Below are 21,086 nucleotides of genomic sequence, written 5' to 3'. Positions count from 1 at the left end.
GGCTCATTCCCTGCCATCTATGAGGTTGTTAACCCATTATTTTGCAATTAGCGCTTAATCGCTTCTAACTGCCAAATGTTAGTAACGTAATCGCGAATTGAGCGGTCTGAGCTAAACTTACCGACCAGCGCGGTGTTTAGAATGGCTTTACGTGCCCATTGCGACGCGTCACGGTAATCACGGTCAATGTCATTATGTGCGCGCACGTAATCGGCAAAGTCAGCCAAACACAGGTACGGGTCGCCGCTACCCATGACACTGTCAAAAACAGGACGCAACGCCCCAGGCTGACCTGGCGTAAACGTCTCATCCAACAGACTGTCCAAGGCGGCCTTCAATAGAGGCTGGCTATGATAGACCGCTTCAGGCTGATAGCCTTTTTTGCGCAACGCCGTGACGCCATCGACATCAAGACCAAAGATATAGATGTTGTCGTCACCCACTTCTTCACGGATTTCCACGTTCGCGCCATCCATGGTGCCAATGGTGAGCGCGCCGTTGAGTGCCATTTTCATGTTCCCCGTGCCAGACGCTTCTTTACCGGCCATAGAAATCTGCTCAGACACATCGGCAGCAGGAATAATGATTTCCGCCATACTGACACGATAATCAGGAATAAATACCACTTTGAGCTTGTCACCGACTCGTGGATCATTATTAATGGTTTCAGCCACCTTATTAATCGCATAGATGATCGATTTTGCTAATTCATAGCCAGGTGCCGCTTTCGCAGCAAAAAAGACCACACGCGGCGCCATATCGAAATTCGGCTCATTGATGAGGCGCTGGTACAGTGAAATGACGTGTAATAGATTAAGGTGCTGGCGCTTATATTCATGCAGGCGCTTAATTTGTACATCAAAAATCGCATCGGTATTTAGGGTGATATCGAGGTGCTCTTTGACCCATCCCGCCAAACGCTGCTTGTTGCGCTTTTTGACATCCATAAACGTCTTTTGAAAAGCAGTGTCGTCCGCGTATTGTGCAATCTGCTCGAGTTGCTCCAATTGCGCTGGCCACTGCTCACCGATTTTCTCACTGATCAAGTTGGACAAATCAGGATTACAGAACTTCAACCAACGACGCGGTGTGATGCCATTGGTCACATTTTGAATGCGCCCTGGGTATAGCGCGTCAAATTCTGGGAATAAATCACGCTTAACCAACTGAGAATGCAAGGCGGCAACGCCATTCACCGCATAAGAGCCAACCACACATAAATTAGCCATGCGCACCATGCGCTCACCTTTGTCGTCAATCACAGACAACACCTGCTTTTTGGCCACATCGCCGGGCCACTTCGCTTCTACCTCTTGCATGAAGCGATGGTTGATCTCAAAAATGATCTCCATATGACGCGGCAGCAAACTGGCAATCAACGCCTCACTCCAGGTTTCCAGCGCTTCGGGCAGTAAGGTGTGGTTGGTGTAAGCAAAGGTACGACTGGCGATGGACCAAGCCTCATCCCAGCCCAGACGATAATCATCCAGCAATACGCGCATCAGCTCAGGAATAGCGATGGTGGGGTGAGTATCGTTCAACTGAATGGTTTCGTAGTCTGGCAATGCGGCCAATGCATGCCCTGCCTCTAGATGACGACGGAGAATGTCTGCTACAGAAGCTGCACTGTGGAAATACTGCTGCATTAAGCGCAATGTTTTACCCGCATCGTGGTTATCGTTGGGGTACAAGACTTTGGTCAAATTCCCTGCATCGATGGCGGATTGCTGAGCCTGGGTATAGTCACCGTCATTAAAGGCATCAAGGGCAAACGGCGTTAACGCCCGTCCTTCCCATAAGCGAAGCGGATAGACCGTATTGCTTTGATAACCCACAATCGGCAGATCCCAGGGCATGGCCTGAATTGTCATGCTCGGCACCCACTGACGGTACGTGTGCCCTGAGTCCTCAATCACCTCTACATGGCCATAAAAGCCAATGGTTTGCGCTAAGTCAGGACGTACCACTTCCCACGGGTAACCTTCAGGCTCACGCCACGCATCCGGTGCTTCTTGTTGTGCGCCCTCTTTGAATGACTGGCGGAACAAACCATATTCATAGTGCAAGCCATAGCCGACCGCAGGATACTGTTGGGCCGCCAATGAATCCATAAAACAAGCGGCGAGACGCCCCAAGCCGCCATTGCCCAAAGACGGATCACGCTCTTGTTCAAGTAAATCCGTTAACCCGAGGCCAAGCTCACTCACGGCATCGGCAATCGCATCGTACAAGCCCATGCTAATTAAATTGTTGCCGGTTAACCGACCAATCAAAAACTCGAGGGATAAATAGTTAACACTTTTAGCTTGTTTAATGGCTTGATCGTGTTCAGTGGCTACCAGATCACTCGTGGTATGTTCGGCTAATGCACGGCCCAGTGCGAGGTACCAGTCGCGCAGCTGAGCGGTGTCTGGTGCGTGACCTAACTGGGTTAGGTGTTGAACCATACTGATTTTAAACGCACTTTTATCAAACGCATGTTGCTGTTTTGGTGTCATGTCGTCGCTCTCGATAATGGAATGAAACCTTGATGGTTATTCATCTTGCCCAACCCGAGCACGGCAAACATCCTCCCACGTCATGCTCATCAAAGGAGGAGACCACAGGGCGTAGAGAGCCAGGTCACATAGCAATAGTGAGCCGCTTCTCATCAAATCCATGAGCAGCCCTTTATCGAGTGACCTAAGTCACGCTATGAAACAAAAAAGGGGCTACGTCCACGGTGAAAAACATCGCTTTCCTTTTGTGATTTTTGTGCGCTAACGCAAATTAAGCCCTAATAAACCGAGATAGATGTGTATCCCAACCATTAAAAAGGCCAACAATATGACGCTTAAGTGATATAAATCACAATTAAAAGGCGTAGCTGCACTAAATTGGGGCATCCGTTAAGAGATCAGGGATAGATCATAGTTTGTGCGTTTGAAGTTACATACACTGCAATCAGGACAGAGGTGCGCACCAAAAGGGTCGCACCGCATTTGCAGTAAAGGACAGTGTCTTATGTGGATCCCATCAAAGCTGACTCGGCCTGGACGGCTTTATAACGCGATATTACGCCCGCGTGTGCTCGATATTTTACAACAAGCCCCTCACTATAAGCTGGTGCTGTTTCGCTCTCCGGCCGGATATGGCAAAACCACCATGGCTGCACAATGGCTCGCGGATCAATCCAATGTCGGCTGGTTTAGCATTGATGATAGTGACAACGACAGCTTTCGCTTCATTAACTACTTACTGCAAGCGCTGCACCACGCTACCCAAGAGGGCTGCGCCAACACGATAAAGCTGGCGGAAAAACGCCAATTCTCATCACTTCGTGCGCTCTTGTCTGATGTCTTTGCTGAACTGGCTGGGTTTCATGCCACTAGCTATTTGGTGTTGGATGACTATCAGCTCATTGATAATGAGGAGATTCATGAGGCGATGCGCTTTTTCATTAAGCACATGCCAGATAATCTCACTTTGGTGGTCACCTCACGCGCCAACCCTCCACTGGGCACCGCGAATTTGCGCGTACGCGACTTGATGATTGAGATCGGCAACGAGCTTCTCGCGTTCGATAACGAAGAAACGACGCGCTTTTTTAATCAACGTGTCGACGATGGCGTGGATGAATCCACGGCGAACGCATTATGCAACTACGTTGAAGGTTGGCCGTCAGCCTTGCAGCTCATTGCGATTCAAGCGCAGCACCAAAAGCGTACCCTGATGCAAAGCGCCGCGTCTTACGCTGGTTTTAACCATGCCCACCTTTGGGACTATTTGGCCGAAGAAGTGTTTGATTTGCTTGATGCTGAAACACGTCAGTTTCTCATGAAAGTCTCCGTACTAGAGATGTTTAATGACGAGTTGGTTTTCGCACTCACTGAACGCGAAGATGCATTGAATATGCTCGAGTCACTGAATCGCTATGGTTTGTTTATCTATGCGCTGGAGGGGGATAACAATTGGTTCCGGTTTCACCATTTATTCGCGGAGTTTTTGGCCCACGAGCGCCAAGCCAGGATCCCCCACCAGCAACAGCCCTTGCATAGACAAGCCGCACTGGCATGGTTGAAGTTACAATCTCCCCATCAAGCGTTGCGTCATGCACGCTACGCCAAAGACGATGCATTGTTGGCCGATATACTCAATCAGCACGGCTGGCGTATGTTTAATCGTGGTGAATTGTCGACACTAGAAGCCGCGATTATCAAGCTCAGTGATGAGCTTTTATACCAATACCCCAATTTGAGCTTACTGCGTGCTTGGTTAGCGCAAAGTCAGCACAGGTATCATGAAGTTGGCGAACTTTTAGCCAGTGCAGAAAAAGCCTATCAAACCCGACAAATCCCACTTGATATCGATTACCAAGGCAATGCCAATGCGTTGCTCGCCCAAGTGGCCATTAACGCGAATAATCCTGAGCAGGCGATGCAGCTGGCAGAAAAAGCGCTCGAGCAACTCGATAGCGCCAATTACCGAGGACGTATTGTCGCGACTTCCGTGGTTGGCGAGGTAAATCATGTGCTCGGCGAACTGGATCGCGCTTTATCCATGATGCAACAAACGGAAAAGTTAGCGCGCCAGCATCAGGTATATCACCAAGCGCTGTGGGCCATTTTACAGCAAAGTGAAATTCTCCTGGCACAAGGCTATGTGCAAGCCGCGTTTGAGTTGCTCGACAGCGCCGATCAGCTCATTGAGGATCAACAACTGCATCAAGTCCCTCTCCACGAGTTTGCCTTACGTCTCCGTGCCCAAATCTTATGGTGTTGGAACCGGCTTGATGAAGCCGAAGCTTGCGCCTACAAAGGACTGCAGGTTTTAGAAAATCAGCCACCGAGCAAGCATTTGCATAGTTACTCCATGCTCGCACGCGTGGCCGTTAGCCGCGGCGAGTTAGACAAAGCGGCAAAAAGCATTGAGCATATTGAACACCTTTTGCGCGAGTCTGTGTATCACGTTGATTGGACCGCCAATGCATCATTGTCGCTGTTACTCTATTGGCAAGCCAAAAATGAACTCACCAACATGGACGAGTGGTTACACCAAGCCACTCGCCCCGCTACCGCCTGCAACCACTTTAGTCAGCTTCAGTGGCGAAACATTGCCCGTGCGCATCTGCATTTGGGTCAGTATGACCAAGCACGTCAAGCGATTGATTTTCTGCGCCGCGAAGCGAACAAAGCCAACTTGGTGACCGATAAAAACCGCAATTTGATTGTTGAAGCCGTCCTTGCCAGCAAAGAACAAGAGACAGAATACGCCAAAAGCCTCTTGCAAGATGCGCTGATCCTCACCAATCAAACCGGCATGATGGGTAACTTTTTGATTGAGGGCGAGGCGCTCTCCCCGCTCCTGCATGCGTTAATTGAACAACACGCACTCGGCGCCCTCGAACGCCACCGCGCGCAACAACTCCTCAAGGAAATTGCGAGCCATCAACGCTCTCGTTCAACGCACTTTGATGAAGCCTTTGTCGAGAAGCTGGTCAACCACCCTAACGTGCCAGAGCTCGTGCGAACCAGCTCATTGACACAACGCGAGTGGCAAGTGCTCGGCTTAATTTATTCAGGCTTCAGTAACGAGCAAATCGCCCATGAGTTGGATGTCGCGGGAACAACGATCAAAACCCATATTCGTAATTTATATCAAAAGCTCAATATCGCTAATCGCAAAGAAGCGGTCGTCACCGCCGAAAACCTTTTACAACTTATGGGGAATTAGTCAACCCTGTCTACGCCCTCAGGCTTTTCTGGGGGCGTAGAGGCCTCGCGCTCTCCTCCTACCTTTCGTGATACTTTGCTGAATTTCATCATCTTTTTTGTAATGACACGCTGAATTTTAACCCGATCACGCATGGTAGATCCCCTCCTTGAGTAAGCTGCGCTCAGTATTGATAAATGAGGAAAGATTAATGAAGCGCACTCACTTTTTGCAACCACTCGGCACACCGGTCGCCGTTGCAGCTACCATAGCGTTAGCGGGTTGCAACATCGAAAACGACCCCAATTTGCCCCCTAGAGACGCGGGCACCAGCGATGCCAGTGTGCTATTTGCTGACGCCGATACCCTGCTCACCCATCAAACTAACGCCACCTCGCTCACCTTGTATTACTCCGCTGATGGCACGATGCGCTATAACCCGGACACGCAGCAAGTGGAAAACGCCACTGCGAGTGTCGAATCCACCCTTACCACGAGCGATAATTGGCAGACATCGTTTCCCCATTTGCAAGGCGACGTTAAAGGGTTCGACTTTGACTTTGTTAGCGCCAATATTGCGCTGAAGCAATGGCTCAAAGGACAAATTCTCGCCATCGCCAAAGACGGCGGCACCGTACTAACCGCAACCGATGTGCAACCGGCCCGCGCGCTCGATGCCTTGTACGCAGAACACGCCGAAAAACTTACCTATGGGTCCATCCCTGACGCTGGACACACTGAGTTTCGTCTTTGGGCCCCTACCGCACAGCAAGTCTCGCTGGTGCCCTATCAATCGGCGAGCGAACAAAACGCGCCAAAACAGCGCCAAACGCCCATTAAAATGGACTTCGACGCCGAATCAGGAAGCTGGCATATTGCCACTACTGCGCTGAATCATGGCGACTATTACCGCTATCAACTATCGGTTTATCACCCTGAAACACATCGCATCGAGCGTCTCGAAGTCACTGACCCTTACTCACATAGCTTGTCGACCAACTCCAGCTATTCGCAGGTGGTGGATCTGAATGCGCCCGCGCTTAAACCCAGTGGCTGGGATACGCTGAGTGCACCTCACTCGCAGCAAAACCCTGCCAACAGTGTGATTTATGAGGCGCACGTGCGTGATTTTTCCGCACTCGATCAATCCACACCAGACAATCTACGCGGTAAGTATCTGGCTTTTACCCAAAACACCACTGATCCGGTCAAACACTTAACCGCGCTCGCGCAATCTGGGGTCACCCACTTACACCTGCTCCCCGTGTTTGATATTGCCTCCATCAACGAAGACACGGCGCAACGTATCGATTTAACCGACCGTTTCTCCACGCTATGTGACAAAGCACCTTCGCTGAAAGAGAAGCCAAGGCTGGCGAATGAGTGCGACAACAACCAAACCATCCAAGCGGCCTTGACGGATTTAGCCACCCAAGACAGTGCGGATACCCCCTATGTGCAAACCGTGATGGCGGCGATGCGTCAGTACGACAGCTTTAACTGGGGTTACGATCCTTTCCATTACACCGTGCCCGAAGGCAGTTATGCGACCGAGCCTGAAGGCACCGCGCGAATCCTCGAGTTTCGTAAAATGATCATGACCATCAAACAAGATATCGGCATGAATGTGGTGATGGACGTGGTCTACAACCACACCCACCAAGCAGGCCTAGGGCCCTATTCTGTACTGGATAAAGTCGTGCCTTGGTATTATCAGCGCCTTAACCCCGTCACTGGAGACGTTGAACAATCCACTTGCTGCTCAAACACCGCACCTGAGCATCGCATGTTTGCCAAACTGATCGATGACTCGATTGCCACTTGGGTGAAAGACTACAAAATCGATGCCTTCCGTTGGGATTTAATGGGTCATCATCCGCTGGCCCAGATCGAGCACACACTTGCCATTGCCCGCGCCATCAACCCAGATGTGTATTTCTATGGTGAAGGTTGGAACTTCGGTGAAGTCGCCAACGATCGCCAGTTTGTCCAAGCCACCCAAACAAACCTTGCAGGCACCGGCATTGGCTCGTTTTCTGACCGACTTCGTGATGCGGTTCGCGGCGGCGGTCCATTCGATGGTGGCGAGTACCTACGCAAAAACCAAGGCTTTGGTAATGGTCAATGGGTCGCCCCCAATGATTTACAACAGCAAAACAGCGGGGAAAGAGCCAGTGCCCTGCATAATGCCGATCTCGTTCGTTTGGGTATGGCGGGTAACTTAAAAGATTTTCAGTTACAGATTGCCAATGGTGATGTCGTGCGCGGTGACGAGGTCGATTACAACGGTCAACCGGCTGGCTACGCAAAAGATGCTTGGGAGGTTCAAAACTATGTCTCCAAGCATGACAACCAAACCTTGTGGGATAACCATCAATACAAATTCCCTTACGCCATGCCGCTCGAGACACGCGTTCGTGCCCAAGCCGTGTCACTCTCAACGGCACTGCTGGGACAAGGGGTGCCTTTTATTCACATGGGCAGCGAACTGCTTCGTTCAAAATCCATGCAGCGTGACTCCTACGACTCAGGCGATTGGTATAACCGCGTCGACCTTACTCAACAAACCACGCAGTGGGATAAAGGGCTGCCACGTGAAGATAAAGACGGCGACAACTGGCCGATGATTGAAACCGTGATTGCCAACCACAATAGCGAGGCCAAACCAACGCCACAGGCAATCAGCAACATGGACAGCTACTTTAATGAGCTGGTGGCACTGCGCACTTCATCAGGGCTGTTCCACTTAGGCCAAGGCAGTGTGATCAACCAACGTGCCAGCTTTCACAATACGGGCGACTCACAAATTCCCGGGCTAATTGTGATGCTGCTTGATAACAGTAGCAGTCTGCACGACAGCTCGATTGATGCGACGCGAGACGGCATTATCGTCACGATCAATGCCTCGGGCACGGCCGTCAATGACTTTGATAACATCGACGCCACCGGCTATCAACTTCACAGCTTGCAAGCTAATGCGGGCAACCGCTCGATAGCGTATAACCAACAGGCGGCTCACGTAACCAACGGCAAACTTACCGTACCCGCTTGGTCCGTCGCCGTATTCGAGAAACCTCATCAACCTTAACTATTATATGGGGGAGTGCGGCTCCCCCGTTTCACTTGCCGCCCGGACATCTATCCGTAGCACAATCCTCATCGACCGCGTCCCCCCATTAAAAGGCCATTAATTACACTAGTTTTATGGCCCGCGCTCGCGTTATTTATAGTGATATCAACGCTTGAATACGCTTTGACAGTATTTCCTCGTTTTTTGTGTTGCTATTGGCATAAACGCTGATCGGTTCACTCAACACCCGAGTACAGGATGTGGTACGGTATTTCTCTCTAATTGGAACTGATATCACACTCATCAATAGCCATTGATGAGTGTGAGCGGTCAACAAGGAATAAGTGAATGTTAAAAGATTTGGTCGTTGATGGGCGTTATAAAAAAACACTGGATCAGTCGATACACGCTATCGTGACCATCGACGAAAAAAATGACGTCATCTATTTCAACGATGCTGCGGAATCACTGTGGGGCTATCAGCGCAATGAAGTATTGGGTAACAACGTCAAAATGCTGGTTCCAGAAGAAATTCGGGGCAGTCATGACGGGTTCATTAATCATCACCGTATGACCCAAGAAAATCGCATCGTCGGAACCTCTCGCGATGTGCAATTAGAACGAAAAGATGGCTCTCGTGTATGGGTCAATATCTCGTTGAACCACATTAAACATGCTGGCAAATCCACTTACACCGCGTTTGTTCACGATATTTCTGCACAAAAACAAGCTCAAGAAATAGTCAACCAAACGCTCGAACAAGCATTGGATGCCGTGGTGACCATTGACGGTAATAACATTATCACCTTCGCCAACCGCTCTGCGGAGCGCTTGTGGGGATACACGCGTGAAGAGATGTTAGGAAACAATGTCAAAATGCTGGTGCCAGAGCAACACCGTCATGAGCACGATGAATTGGTCAACAAAAACCGCCGGACTGGCATCAATAAAATTGTGGGTTCAACGCGGGAAGTACCCGTTGTGCGCAAAGATGGTGAGCACCGTTGGGGCAGCTTTTCGATCTCGAAAATTGAACTCGACAACGAAATCCAATACACCGCGTTTGTCAAAGACGTCACAGAAGACGTTGAGCGTCGGGAAGAGTTCAAAATGCTATCGATGGTGGCGGATGAGACAGATAATTCAGTCATCATTACCGATGCCGATGGCTATACTCGTTATGTTAACCAAGGGTTTGAAAAACTCACCGGGTATACCACGTCGGAAATGCGCGGCAAAAAACCAGGTACCATGCTTCAAGGGCCAGGGACTAATACCGAAACAGTCGCGAAAATTTCACAGAAACTAAAAAACCGCGAACCCTTTTACGACGAGCTCCTTAATTATAACAAGCAGGGTGATGCCTATTGGATTTCTGTTTCTATCAATCCAATTTTTGATGACAACGGGCACTTATCTAGCTTTATTTCCATTCAAGCTGATATCACCGAAGCCAAGCAACGCTCATTGGAAGCAGAAAGACGCTTCGAAGCCATCAGTGTTAGCAACGGGATTATGCAATGGCGGCTTGATGGTAAACCTGATTCGTTTAACTCGTATATGCTCGACCACTTGCGCGCAGAAACAGCATCAAACTCAGAAATTCTAAGCAACAACCTTAAGAATAAGCTCGGAGAGTCGGCATTTAGTAATGTGCTATCGGGTCAACAAATAAAAGAAGTACTGCCGTTTACCGCTGCAGACGGAAGCGAACGCCGTTTCGATACTGTCGTCGCCCCCATTTTTGACTCCGAAGGAAACCCCGTTTACCTCGTCTCCTACGGCATTGATGTGACCAATAGAGCTCAAGCGGTTGATGTAACCGAGAAGGAGATGACAAAAGTCGAAGCATCTAGCAGCGAGATACAACAAATTATTGGTGTAATAAACGGCATCGCCGAACAAACAAACTTACTCGCGCTCAACGCGGCGATTGAAGCAGCTCGTGCCGGTGAGTCGGGCCGAGGTTTTGCCGTAGTCGCCGATGAGGTACGACAATTGGCACAACGCTCGGGAGAGTCTGCAGCAGAGATCCGCCGGCTAGTCGACCAAACCAACGAGCGCGTTCGCGCATTAGCCGATGCACTTCAAAATTTAAATGGCGAAGACGACTAGTCGTCCTAGCATAAGGAGGCCTATCACTCACCATTCATATCGGTATAATGCGCGTCTCAGCTTTTATCGATGAATGGCATTATGATCAAGAACCTGGTCTCAACTTACCTCAAAGGCATGGCGATGGGCGCTGCGGATGTGGTTCCTGGTGTCTCTGGCGGCACCATCGCATTTATTACTGGCATTTACACGCAGCTATTGGAGAGTATTCGGCGTATCACGCCGCGCCTTTTTGCACTGTGGCGCAAGGAAGGTTTCAAGGCGGTCTGGCAACATGTTAACGGTACCTTTCTTTGTGTACTCTTGGCCGGCATCCTGACCAGTATTGCCAGTTTGGCAAAAGGGATCAGTTGGATGCTCACTCATCATCCCATTCCGCTTTGGTCGTTTTTCTTCGGCTTGATCATCTCCTCAGCGTTGCATATTGCCAAACAGTTGCCCGCCCCCAAGGTTCGGCCTAAAACGGTTCTCGCCGTACTGTTAGGGATTGGGTTTGCCTACTGGATTACCATTGCTAACCCGCTGCAGCTCACCGCGGGTCCGCTCACCGTCTTTCTCGCCGGTGCCATCGCGATTTGCGCCATGATTTTGCCGGGGATCTCTGGCAGTTTTATCCTACTATTGCTGGGAATGTACAGCCCCATTCTGGATGCGGTTCACCAAGCGCAATTCGGCTTATTAGGATTGTTCGCTGTCGGCGCAGTAACTGGCTTACTGACGTTTTCGCACCTATTGTCCTGGCTGCTGCGCCGCTATTATGCACTGACGCTCGCGTTTCTCACCGGTCTGATGTTGGGCACATTGGGCAAAATTTGGCCTTGGAAACACACACTCACATGGCGTACAAATTCATCCGGTGAACAAGTCCCCCTCGTGCAAGATAACCTTTTACCCGGCGCCTACGAGGCAATCGTGGGACACTCGGCACAAGTTGGCTTGGCTATCGTTGCCATGATAGGTGGCTTTGTGCTGGTATTATTGCTGGAGCGTTTCTCGCCTGAGCAGGAATAGATGATGAATGAACCCTCCTCACGGCTCGCCGTGAGTCACCCCTTAATAATCACCGCCAGTATTGCGATGCTGGCAGTGATGGCTTTTTTTATCCCCTCGTGGCTGTCTGGCTTTTTCTCGACCGCCTCGAGTACAACTATCGCACCAGCCGCCTACTGCTCACTCAATCAGCAAACGTGCCAATACCAAGGTTATCAAGCGACCTTAGCTGACCCGCTTGTGCATCCATTACATGCCAATACCCTCACTGTGACCGCCCCCCAAGCGCTAAACACGGATACATTGCTCGTTAAGCTCAAAGGCGTCGAAATGAACATGGGTGAATATCGGCTGGTGCTTAAACAAACCGATAAACTGACTTATCAAGGGCAACTGATGCTGCCCGTTTGCACCGAAGACAGCATGACATGGGCAGGAACCATTACCCTAAATGCTGACGCAAACACGCTGTTCCCCATTAAAGTACGCATGGAGCGACTATGAGTAAGAAAGCTTGGCTTGTCGCCATTATTGCCGTTTGTTTTGGCTTAGGTGCCCGCGCGCTATTTGATAACTATCAAACGTCACAAAAGCAGGCTCAAGCAGGGGCATTACAATCACAAGGGCAACCGTTTAATCTTTACAATACCGATGACCCACGTCCGCGCATTGTTTATTTCGGCTATACCCATTGTCCTGATGTTTGTCCCACTTCGCTCGCCGTGTTATCTGCCGCGTTAAAATCGCTCCCTGAGTCGACACGAAACGCGGTGGCGCCAATCTTTATCACCCTCGACCCAAAGCGTGATACAAGCGAAAAAGCGGCGGAGTACGCGCATTTTTTCCATCCGGCCATCACCGGTGTCAGTGGTTCTGAGGCGCAAATTGCGCAGCTGGCAAAACGCTACGGTGTGTTGTATCGCATCACCGAGCTGGAAGACTCCGCCATGGACTATGCCGTTGACCATAGCTCCTTTTTTTATTTTCTTTCACCGAACGGTGAACTCGTAGAGAAAGTCCCTCACACCTTAAACCCTGAAATGCTGATCGCAGCGATTGAACGGGTGACTGATCAAAATAAGGAATAACAATGACATCATTCAAATCTTTTGTTGCCGCTATCGCCTTTATGGTTGCACCATTCGTGCATGCCCATGGTGAGTTTTTTATTCATGATGCCTATGCGCGTGCCACTGCACCAGGTGCACCAAATAGCGCCGCTTTCATGGTTCTCGATAATCAAAGCAAGGTGCTAAAACGGGTAGTGAGTGCGAGCACGCCGGCAGCGAAACGGGTAGAGTTGCATGAGCATGCTATGGTGGATGGCATGATGGAAATGCGACAAATTGCGCAAATCCTGGTGCCTGAAGGCGAGCAAGTGACACTAAAGCCAGGTGGCCTACATGTAATGTTGTTTGATCTGGCTCAGCCACTCAAAGTAGGCGAGCACATTTCATTGACATTAAACACCGCGGACGGTCATTCACTCACCAAGCAGATCCCAGTGAAATCGGTCATGGCGGGCATGAAACATCACAACAAAGAGATGCACGCAAACCACGAATAAGCACAATATCGGATACCTCTTACCTCGCTAAGTGTTAACTCGGTCAAGCTCTGCTATTTAAGTAAAGGATTATCCAGCAAAAATGTGTTTAAGCGTCTAAGGTTGACAATAGTCGCGTGGATGCGTGACCCTAATGACGCGATTGCTATGACAAACAACAATAGCGAGGTTATTTATGAAAATCCGTCCAATGGCGCTAGCTGCCGTCGCATCGAGCATGTTGCTCGTCGGTTGTACCAGCAACACAGCGTTACAGCAAAGCGTTGATGATTTATCAGCGAAAGTCGATGCATTATCGAATGATGTATCTATGATGAAAAGCGACGTGAGCGATACCAAAGATACCTCTCAAATGGCATATGACGAAGCAAAACGTGCCAATAAGCGCATTGATAATATGGCGCAGTCTTACACGAAATAGCGTATCGATTTAAGCACCGATTACTCACTGAACAAACAATGAATAACGGCGCGCGATGCGCCGTTTTTTTATGCTGTGATCTTATCCGCCTTATCCGGACTTTTACTGCTCAGATCGCGTCATTTGCTTAGCATCTACGTCCACACGCTCTAGACGCTGCCAGGCTTTCAACTGTGCTGGGGTCAGTGTAGCGATCTCTGTCGGCACGCCTTCTTGGACAGATAACGCCGCTCGGTAGCGCCGAGGTGACAGTTCCAGCCGCGCTAAAATCGCTAACACCTGAGGATCAGGCTCAACCGATAAACGCGCTTTGGTCTCTTTTTCATTTTTTGACAAAGGACGATGCGCCTCTACCATCACTCGCCCATCAGGCTCAACGCTTAGCTTCGCGGGTTGATTGATAATTCTAACCGGGGTGTGGACATCCACTTGCTCAAACAGCCATGCCACATCGTCAGGTCGAAGCCGGATACAGCCAGCACTGACTCGCAGCCCAATACCAAACGACTTGTTAGTGCCATGAATCAAATACTCACCGTTACCGAAGCCCAACCTTAGCGCATGCTCACCTAAGGGATTGTTTGACCCTGCTGGCACCACATCAGGCAAAATGATGCCACGCTGTTTTTTATATTCCTCACGAATGCTCTGCGGTGGCGTCCACGTCGGATGTTCGCGCTTTTGGCTAATATAGGTGTTCATTGTGGGGGTTTCGCGACCCACTCTACCGATCCCGATGGGAAATACATGAACATCACGTTGCGCGTCCGCCTTTTCTCCCGTTACCTTAGCCCTAGCCTCTGGTTCAGGAAAATAATACAGGCGTAATTCAGCAAGGTTGATCACTATCCCCGAGTGAGGTGGTGAAGGCAACAAGAGCTGGTTGGGTAAGCGCACCAGAGAGCCAGGCTCAGGCAAGTAAGGATCAATCCCTGGGTTGAGCGCTAAAAGCGCTAGAAACCCCATATCATAGTGTTTAGCAATGGCTTCTAAGTGCTCGCCCTCTTTGACGATGTGTGCCTCTGGATAGCCAACAAGTCGACTGCCGTCGGTGGGTAACGGATACGGGGTGGCAAATGCTGTCGGCACAGCTAACACCCAAAGTACCACACAGGCTAATAACCTCTGTATGGCACCTTTGCCTACCATCGGCCAAGAGAGGTTAGAAATAAACTCGTGCTCCAGCAGCGCCTTCAAACTCAATATCGCCTTTCTCCTCCCAATACCAAGTGGTGCCCGCTTCTGCAAATAGTTCCACATCACCCGTACCCACCGGAAGAGTGACACCGAGCCCGGCACGTGGTCCCCACTGATGCGTTGAATCATCTACCCACTGACCTCCGGCATAGACATACATAGGCGCATATTCCATTCGCCCGAGCCATTCACCCAAATTCCAAGTCCCATCGACGGCCACTCCCACCTTATCGATGCCAGCTTGAATTTTAAATTGGTTTTGCTTCAAGGTCACACCAGACATTGGCGAACCAAGGAAAACCCCCGCAGCAAGGCCATCAGCCGCGTAAGAAGAAACGGGAAATGAGACAACAGCCAAACAGACTGCCGCACGAAGCCAAAGGTTAAAATTCATGGTATTCCGTTGTATTACCGTGATAAGCACATGGATTAAAGCAATTTTAGTGCCAAGGTTATAAAGCCATAAAACAGGGCTAGGCAGGCAAAGCAAGAATACGGTGATCACTCGCGTTACGAGGTGAACGCATCACCAAGCACCCACAGAAAGAGGCAATAATCTGCCAATACGGAAAGGTACAAAGCGTACAAACCATGCCGCTTTAATCGGTCACAACATGACAACGATCGCCGCTCGCCCCGCCCATCGATGAGAAAGTGCGCACAAAGTAGCGTTTCTCCCTGATTTATTGGGCGATTAAAGTGATATACTGCATACTTTAGTCTGTGCGCTTTTATGAGTATGCGTGACAAGGCAGCATCCGCTTTCAAGACGTTTTTGGTAGGAGTAACGGGTTTTTGTTAGATGATCTGGTCTCGCTGGCACTGCGCCAGTTTCAGCAAGATTGTGTCAAATTGTGCGAGCATCACTATCCCACAGTCCACAATCGGGGAATGCGTGATCCCCACATGGGCAAAGCACTCGCACGTCGACTCATGCGGGTTCTCGAGGCGCATGACAAACCCGCAACGTTTAATTTGCTCGACGATACCCGACCACATAGCCAAACTGTCTATCAGCTACAACTTGACGGCAGCGCGATATACATACTGGCCCATCGCCTACTCAGTGGTAATAACGCCTGTCGTGATGCCTTGGTGCGTGACGTTGCTTGGCTACTGAATCATGGCATCACAAACCCTGCCGAGCCTGGGCGGGTCATTGTGGTCAGTGACCACTGGATTGATCGCACCAACGCCAGTAAGGCTGTTCCTTCTTGGTGGTTGGGACACCAACCTATCCACGCAGACGCCTATCGCGCGCAAGGAATACGCTTGACCAGCGCAACGTCGAGCCTGGCTGAGACTATCGCGCCCTTGGGTTTAACCGAGGGGCGATATCGTATCTTTCACCCTTTGTTTCGCAAAAAAGATGGCTTACCCCTGCACAAATACCTTTTGCTCACCGCCACCTTTCCGCTCGGTGTTGAAGAGGATAATAGCAGTCTTTAATGTGGTTTGTGCCACACGGCTTTGAAATCAAACCAACCCACCGCATTCGATGCCACATCTTGGAGATCTGGCGTCGCCATGACACCCATCCAGATATGAAACAAGGGCACCATTTGATGCTCAACCAGGCGACGGGCTAAGTGCTCAGCACAGCTATCGTCTTGCGTCTCTCGCCAGCGCTGAGTATGACGCTCAATGGACTCGAGCATGGTATCTGTGCAGGCACTCAATACCAGATCATGCGTCCCTAGCCAGTTAAATAACCCCGCCTGCCCGCGTTCACCAAAGCTCATCGCCCCTAACCAGATGTCGATTTTGCGGCCATATTGACCACTAAAGTAGTCGGCGGATGACAATGCCAAGGTTTTCACTTGAATACCATCCTCAAGTAAGTGCGCGTGTATTGCCTTGGCGATAAGCGGGTATAAAGGATGATCGGATAAATACGCCACGGTCAGTGACGTTGGTGACGGAGCAACTGGCGACATGGACGAAAGACCATGATGCATCCAACCTGGCATCAGTCCATACGCATTGAACAATCGGTACTCACCCATTCCACAATGCGCCAAGCGTGGCAGTAATTGCAGCGATGACAGCTTTGCATGCAGGTATTCACGCCATGCGGGTTGCTTCGCTAATCCATCGCGACAATTCAACAACAGGTAACCGGCCCCCTGATCCATTTCTAACTTTTGACTCAGCGTGGTTTGATGGCTTGCTAATCTCTCCGGCGTCAGTGAGGTGCTGGGAGTGAGATAGCACATTGCGGCCTCATCAAACACCATAATCTGGATTTCATCGGTCAGGGCACGATAACCAAAATAATCATCAAATGCCTCGAGCACTAAGCGGTGTGGCTGTTTCTCTGCCACGCGATAAGGACCTGTCCCAATCGGTTGATAACCAAGGGATTGACTTGGATGGCGCTCAGCAGGACGAATGACCGCTTCTGGCAAGGTAAGCGCATGATCAAACCTTGAGTCGGGAGACGAAAGATGTACATCAATCATTCGCGGGCCCGGCGAGTCAACACGCGACAGATGAGCAAAAAAACGCCGCGTAGAAAGCGCCGATAGGCTCGCTATCACATCCTGCTCGCGCATTGGCTGACCATCATGGAAGCGGACACCAGGACGAAGGTAAAATCGCCAATGTGTCGGCGACAACGCTTCCCAATGATGGGCTAAATCCGGTGTCACAATACGTTCACTACCACGATAACGCACCAAACCATTAAAAATTTGACCGACCAAGTGCTGCTCTGAGCGACGCAAAGGTTCGCGCGGATCCAGCGTCTCAAGCTGACGGTAATAGGGCAGGCGAACAATTTGCCGCCCGTTTTGCGTACTCGGCCCCATTTGTTTTTGGATTAAGGCAGCGAGTTTGGTCGAGTCATGATCAAGGCACGCCAACGCGTGATCCATTTTCCCTTGCACCAGCCAAGATGCAGCTTGCTCTTCTCGCAATGCCGTTTCACTACGCAAAAATGCCAAACGAGAGAGCTTGCCCCGCCCCACTGAAGGCTGCCACGTTAACCATCCTTGCTCTTCTAACTTACTGAGCACCATTCGCGCATTACGCCGCGTACATACCAAAATATCCGCCACAGCTTGTAGCGTTGTATCGGTGTTTTCGCCATTGAAATGATGATAAAGGCGGGAGAACTGAGCACGAAGTCGCTGACCTGACATAAAAGAGGAACCCAACAATCACAAAAACCAGTGGAAGTATTTCCTATTTTACGCAGAACAAGGCATAGCGTCTGCTCATATCTTGATCACACGCACTCAGGCTGTGATCTCTGGCAGGCAATAAGCACCGGCTTTCACGAGCAGAAGTTTGTTATTCCGTCTGACTCAGTTATGATGCCTCTCTTTGTCGATAATGAGTAGGGTGTTTATGATCGCGTCGGCCATTATTTCCCATTTTGATATCAAACAACGCTGGATGGCTTGCCACGTAAAAAAAGCGCAATTCCCAACCAAGGAAAGCCTTGCGGGTTTTGATATCTATCATGCCGCTGCTCATCCCCCACATCCTTTTGACAAACCTGACGCACCGACTCATCAGCCACTCACTCTCTATTGGGTCGACAATCACCCACTGATGATTAAGTATGCCAAGCTTCAGGCGCAACAGTGGCCAGAATCAGATCGTGCCAATATGCTCGCTTACTTTGCCCAGCTTGCGCTTGAAGATGGTGTTGAAATCGCTGACGCCACGGTGTCGCTCTGTATAGGCACCCAAAACGGAGAAACCTGCGCCGCCGCCATGCGGGTCGATACGGTGTTAGACGGTCAAGCAGTCAGTGGTATTTATGATGTCGTCGCCCCTGATGAGAACGCACAAGCACAACTTCTCTATGCGCTCACTCAGGAGGAGAACGGCGATGACAGGCTGTGGGTCATCGGCCGCTAGCGGGAGAGGCGCTGGTTCTTGAGAGGGCGAACCACTTCCTCAAGCCCTTCAACTTTGAGCGCCAGGCACAGCTTCATTAGCTCTCCTAACTCGCCTTTCGGAAACTCGGCTTTGTTTTGGAACCACAACAGATATTCCTCTGGCAGATCAATCAACACGCGCCCAGCGTATTTGCCGAATGGCATGGGCATTGTGGCTAATTTCATAAGCTGTTGTTTATCCATCAATGCATCCCGTTTTAGGCTGTCGCATGTCGCTGTTCAAGACGTTGACTTGCAATCATTTCAAGCAACATGGTTTCACGTATCAACGATTGCCCGGCTTTGGCACTGTTCGCCATCACTGCTTTGTTATGCGCAATAGCATGATTAAGGCTCACCCACACAGGTCGCATACCATTATTGATTTCATAATGCTCAAAGGTCGGTGTACCGAGGTCTCGATCAACGCGGCAGTAGAAGCAGTATGACAACATATGCATCACATCCGCACCATCTCGATACCAAGGGCGGTACTCTTCAAAACAGCCAAATGGAGTGATATCACGGATCTGTCGTGCGCCCGTCTCTTCTTGCAGCTCACGGATCATTGCTTGCTCTGGGGTTTCGCCCGCATCCATACCGCCACCGGGGAGCGAATAATCATCATAACGTGCGGTATACATCAGCAAAATCTCATCGCCATCTAAGGCAATCGCGCGTGCTGCGTCGCGCTTAATGACGGATTTATTTTGCAGCGGCAGCACCCGCTCATCCGTATATTTGGCTATGATTTCCATTACTACTCAGATAGTCAAAAAACAAGCGCGGGAGTATAGCACAACCAAACAAGAGAGCAGAAAGGCGCTAACGGGTGCACAAAAATGAAATATGTCTCGCACCCGATACCTTAAGCCGCCCAAAAATCATTAGTATTATTGGTGATAAACACACAAGGTAGGACTGGGTACGATGCTGCAGAAAATTAGTATCCACAAGCTGACAATCGGGATGTACGTGGAACAAATAGAAACTGCCCAGTCACCCACCCGGATGACCAAACCTGGCTATGTTCGCCGTCCCGAGACAATCCAAAAACTAAAACAATGTGGTGTTAACTATGTTTGGGTAGATGCTGATCAGATCCTAGATATCAATGAAATCCAGTACAAAGGCGCACTCTACCAAGGTAAGTATGCGTCAACCGGCGCGGATATCGACAAAGCACGCGCGCTCATCGATTCGTCGAAGCAACAACTGAGTCGCTTATTAAATGACATCTATGCCAATAAAGCCATTGATGTCGCGCCCCTTGAGGCATTGGGCAGTGACATTGTCGACAACATTTTTGAACGTCAGCACGCCATTGCTTGGATCAGTGGCATTCGAGATAAAAGTGCTTACCTGATGGAGCATTCGCTCAACGTGGCCTTTTTGTTGGTGAGTTTTGGCAGGCATCTAGGGTTTGATCACGCGACCTTGCAAGAGCTCGCCGTCGGTGGGCTGGTGCATGATATTGGTAAAGTGCTAGTTGCCGACGAAGTGCTCAATAAACCGGGCAAACTGACCGCTGAAGAGTTCGACCACATGAAACTCCACCAAGTATTTTCTCAGCCGGTACTGGATAGTATCCCTGACTTATCACAAATTGCTCGCGACGTGAGTTTAATGCATCACGAAAAACTGGATGGCACTGGTTACCCAAACGGGCTAAAAGGCGAAGCGTTACATACCATTGGCCGCATGAGTGGCATTGTCGATATTTACGATGCACTGACCGCGGATCGTTGTTACAAACGAGCGATGTCACCGTCTGAAGCCTTTAAGATCATGATGGGACTCACGCCGTTTCATTTGGATCCCAATTTATTGCGCGCCTTTATTCAGTGTATTGGCTTTTACCCCGTTGGCTCCCTCGTTGAGTTAGCGGATGGACGCGTTGGCTTGGTATGGCAAGAAAACCTCGACGACTTGACTCGCCCTGTGGTCAAGTTGTTTTATTCAGTCCGCAGTCACCGGTTTCGTGAAGTGGAGTATATTGATCTCGCTAAGCGCCATGATTTGCGTATCGCCCGCGCCACCAGCGAGACAGCCCTTGATATCAATGTCGATGCATTTCGTTAATCCTGTGACGAGGCGAGGGCTTTTGCGTATACTGCCCTCCCTCAGTGACAATGCCTTTTAAGA

16 protein-coding genes and 1 pseudogene are annotated in these 21,086 nt (G+C 50.1%); 11 read left to right on the top strand and 6 right to left on the bottom strand.

Going from position 1 to position 21,086, the window contains the following annotated elements:
* Nucleotides 1-47: 47 nt before the first annotated feature.
* The gene (locus EHW58_RS00540; protein WP_152793958.1) at nucleotides 48-2,498 is read right to left on the bottom strand and encodes a glycogen/starch/alpha-glucan phosphorylase; all 2,451 of its coding nucleotides are present in this window, start codon (nucleotides 2,496-2,498) and stop codon (nucleotides 48-50) included.
* Between the two features lie 505 nt (nucleotides 2,499-3,003).
* Between EHW58_RS00540 and malT the strand changes: the two genes are divergently transcribed.
* From malT to EHW58_RS00500, 8 genes and pseudogenes are all read left to right on the top strand, one after another.
* Nucleotides 3,004-5,712 carry an HTH-type transcriptional regulator MalT gene (gene malT, locus EHW58_RS00535; RefSeq protein WP_152793956.1) on the top strand — a complete coding sequence of 903 codons (2,709 nt, stop codon included), beginning with the start codon at nucleotides 3,004-3,006 and terminating at the stop codon, nucleotides 5,710-5,712.
* A gap of 190 nt (nucleotides 5,713-5,902) precedes the next feature.
* Complete coding sequence (gene pulA, locus EHW58_RS00530; RefSeq protein WP_152793954.1) at nucleotides 5,903-8,779, top strand: pullulanase-type alpha-1,6-glucosidase; 2,877 nt, start codon at nucleotides 5,903-5,905, stop codon at nucleotides 8,777-8,779.
* Nucleotides 8,780-9,109: 330 nt separating this feature from the next.
* Nucleotides 9,110-10,796 (top strand): annotated as a pseudogene (locus tag EHW58_RS15935) (PAS domain S-box protein); the annotation flags it as partial.
* Between the two features lie 161 nt (nucleotides 10,797-10,957).
* Nucleotides 10,958-11,887: a DUF368 domain-containing protein gene (locus EHW58_RS00520; RefSeq protein ID WP_152793950.1), complete on the top strand. Its 930-nt coding sequence runs from the start codon at nucleotides 10,958-10,960 to the stop codon at nucleotides 11,885-11,887.
* Complete coding sequence (locus EHW58_RS00515; protein WP_131826108.1) at nucleotides 11,888-12,370, top strand: hypothetical protein; 483 nt, start codon at nucleotides 11,888-11,890, stop codon at nucleotides 12,368-12,370.
* Entirely contained in the window at nucleotides 12,367-12,954 is a 588-nt protein-coding gene (locus tag EHW58_RS00510; protein ID WP_077666715.1) for an SCO family protein, read from the top strand. The genes EHW58_RS00515 and EHW58_RS00510 overlap by 4 nt, the downstream gene beginning before the upstream one ends.
* A 2-nt stretch (nucleotides 12,955-12,956) precedes the next feature.
* Entirely contained in the window at nucleotides 12,957-13,433 is a 477-nt protein-coding gene (locus tag EHW58_RS00505; RefSeq protein ID WP_077638904.1) for a copper chaperone PCu(A)C, read from the top strand.
* A 175-nt stretch (nucleotides 13,434-13,608) separates the two neighbouring features.
* Nucleotides 13,609-13,854: an Lpp/OprI family alanine-zipper lipoprotein gene (locus EHW58_RS00500; RefSeq protein ID WP_046075907.1), complete on the top strand. Its 246-nt coding sequence runs from the start codon at nucleotides 13,609-13,611 to the stop codon at nucleotides 13,852-13,854.
* Nucleotides 13,855-13,956: 102 nt separating this feature from the next.
* On the opposite strand, the gene EHW58_RS00495 is transcribed toward EHW58_RS00500, so the two are convergent.
* Together EHW58_RS00495 and EHW58_RS00490 are read right to left on the bottom strand one after the other, a co-directional pair.
* A complete protein-coding gene (locus EHW58_RS00495; RefSeq protein ID WP_152794544.1) occupies nucleotides 13,957-15,003 on the bottom strand; it encodes a L,D-transpeptidase family protein in 1,047 nt (348 codons plus the stop codon).
* Between the two features lie 13 nt (nucleotides 15,004-15,016).
* Complete coding sequence (locus tag EHW58_RS00490) at nucleotides 15,017-15,445, bottom strand: hypothetical protein (RefSeq protein ID WP_077579327.1); 429 nt, start codon at nucleotides 15,443-15,445, stop codon at nucleotides 15,017-15,019.
* A 401-nt stretch (nucleotides 15,446-15,846) separates the two neighbouring features.
* Here EHW58_RS00490 and EHW58_RS00485 point away from each other — a divergent pair, with 401 nt between their 5' ends.
* Entirely contained in the window at nucleotides 15,847-16,500 is a 654-nt protein-coding gene (locus EHW58_RS00485; RefSeq protein ID WP_046075909.1) for a hypothetical protein, read from the top strand.
* Here EHW58_RS00485 and EHW58_RS00480 read toward each other — a convergent pair.
* Entirely contained in the window at nucleotides 16,497-18,194 is a 1,698-nt protein-coding gene (locus EHW58_RS00480; protein WP_152793948.1) for an SgrR family transcriptional regulator, read from the bottom strand. The two genes, EHW58_RS00485 and EHW58_RS00480, sit on opposite strands and share 4 nt — an antisense overlap.
* Nucleotides 18,195-18,402: 208 nt before the next feature.
* Between EHW58_RS00480 and EHW58_RS00475 the strand changes: the two genes are divergently transcribed.
* A complete protein-coding gene (locus EHW58_RS00475) occupies nucleotides 18,403-18,921 on the top strand; it encodes a hypothetical protein (protein ID WP_152793946.1) in 519 nt (172 codons plus the stop codon).
* On the opposite strand, the gene EHW58_RS00470 is transcribed toward EHW58_RS00475, so the two are convergent.
* Both EHW58_RS00470 and EHW58_RS00465 read right to left on the bottom strand, forming a co-directional pair.
* A complete protein-coding gene (locus tag EHW58_RS00470) occupies nucleotides 18,918-19,145 on the bottom strand; it encodes a DUF3820 family protein (RefSeq protein WP_046075911.1) in 228 nt (75 codons plus the stop codon). The genes EHW58_RS00475 and EHW58_RS00470 overlap by 4 nt on opposite strands.
* 14 nt (nucleotides 19,146-19,159) lie before the next feature.
* The gene (locus tag EHW58_RS00465) at nucleotides 19,160-19,699 is read right to left on the bottom strand and encodes an NUDIX hydrolase (protein ID WP_152793944.1); all 540 of its coding nucleotides are present in this window, start codon (nucleotides 19,697-19,699) and stop codon (nucleotides 19,160-19,162) included.
* Nucleotides 19,700-19,871: 172 nt separating this feature from the next.
* Here EHW58_RS00465 and EHW58_RS00460 point away from each other — a divergent pair, with 172 nt between their 5' ends.
* A complete protein-coding gene (locus EHW58_RS00460) occupies nucleotides 19,872-21,023 on the top strand; it encodes an HD-GYP domain-containing protein (protein ID WP_077638897.1) in 1,152 nt (383 codons plus the stop codon).
* Nucleotides 21,024-21,086 lie beyond the last annotated feature (63 nt).

It is taken from the genome of Salinivibrio sp. VYel1, assembly GCF_009377945.1.
Taxonomy (GTDB): Bacteria; Pseudomonadota; Gammaproteobacteria; order Enterobacterales; family Vibrionaceae; genus Salinivibrio; species Salinivibrio siamensis.
Note: the sequence above shows the minus strand (reverse complement) of the source record. Positions and strands in the feature narration are given on the sequence as shown.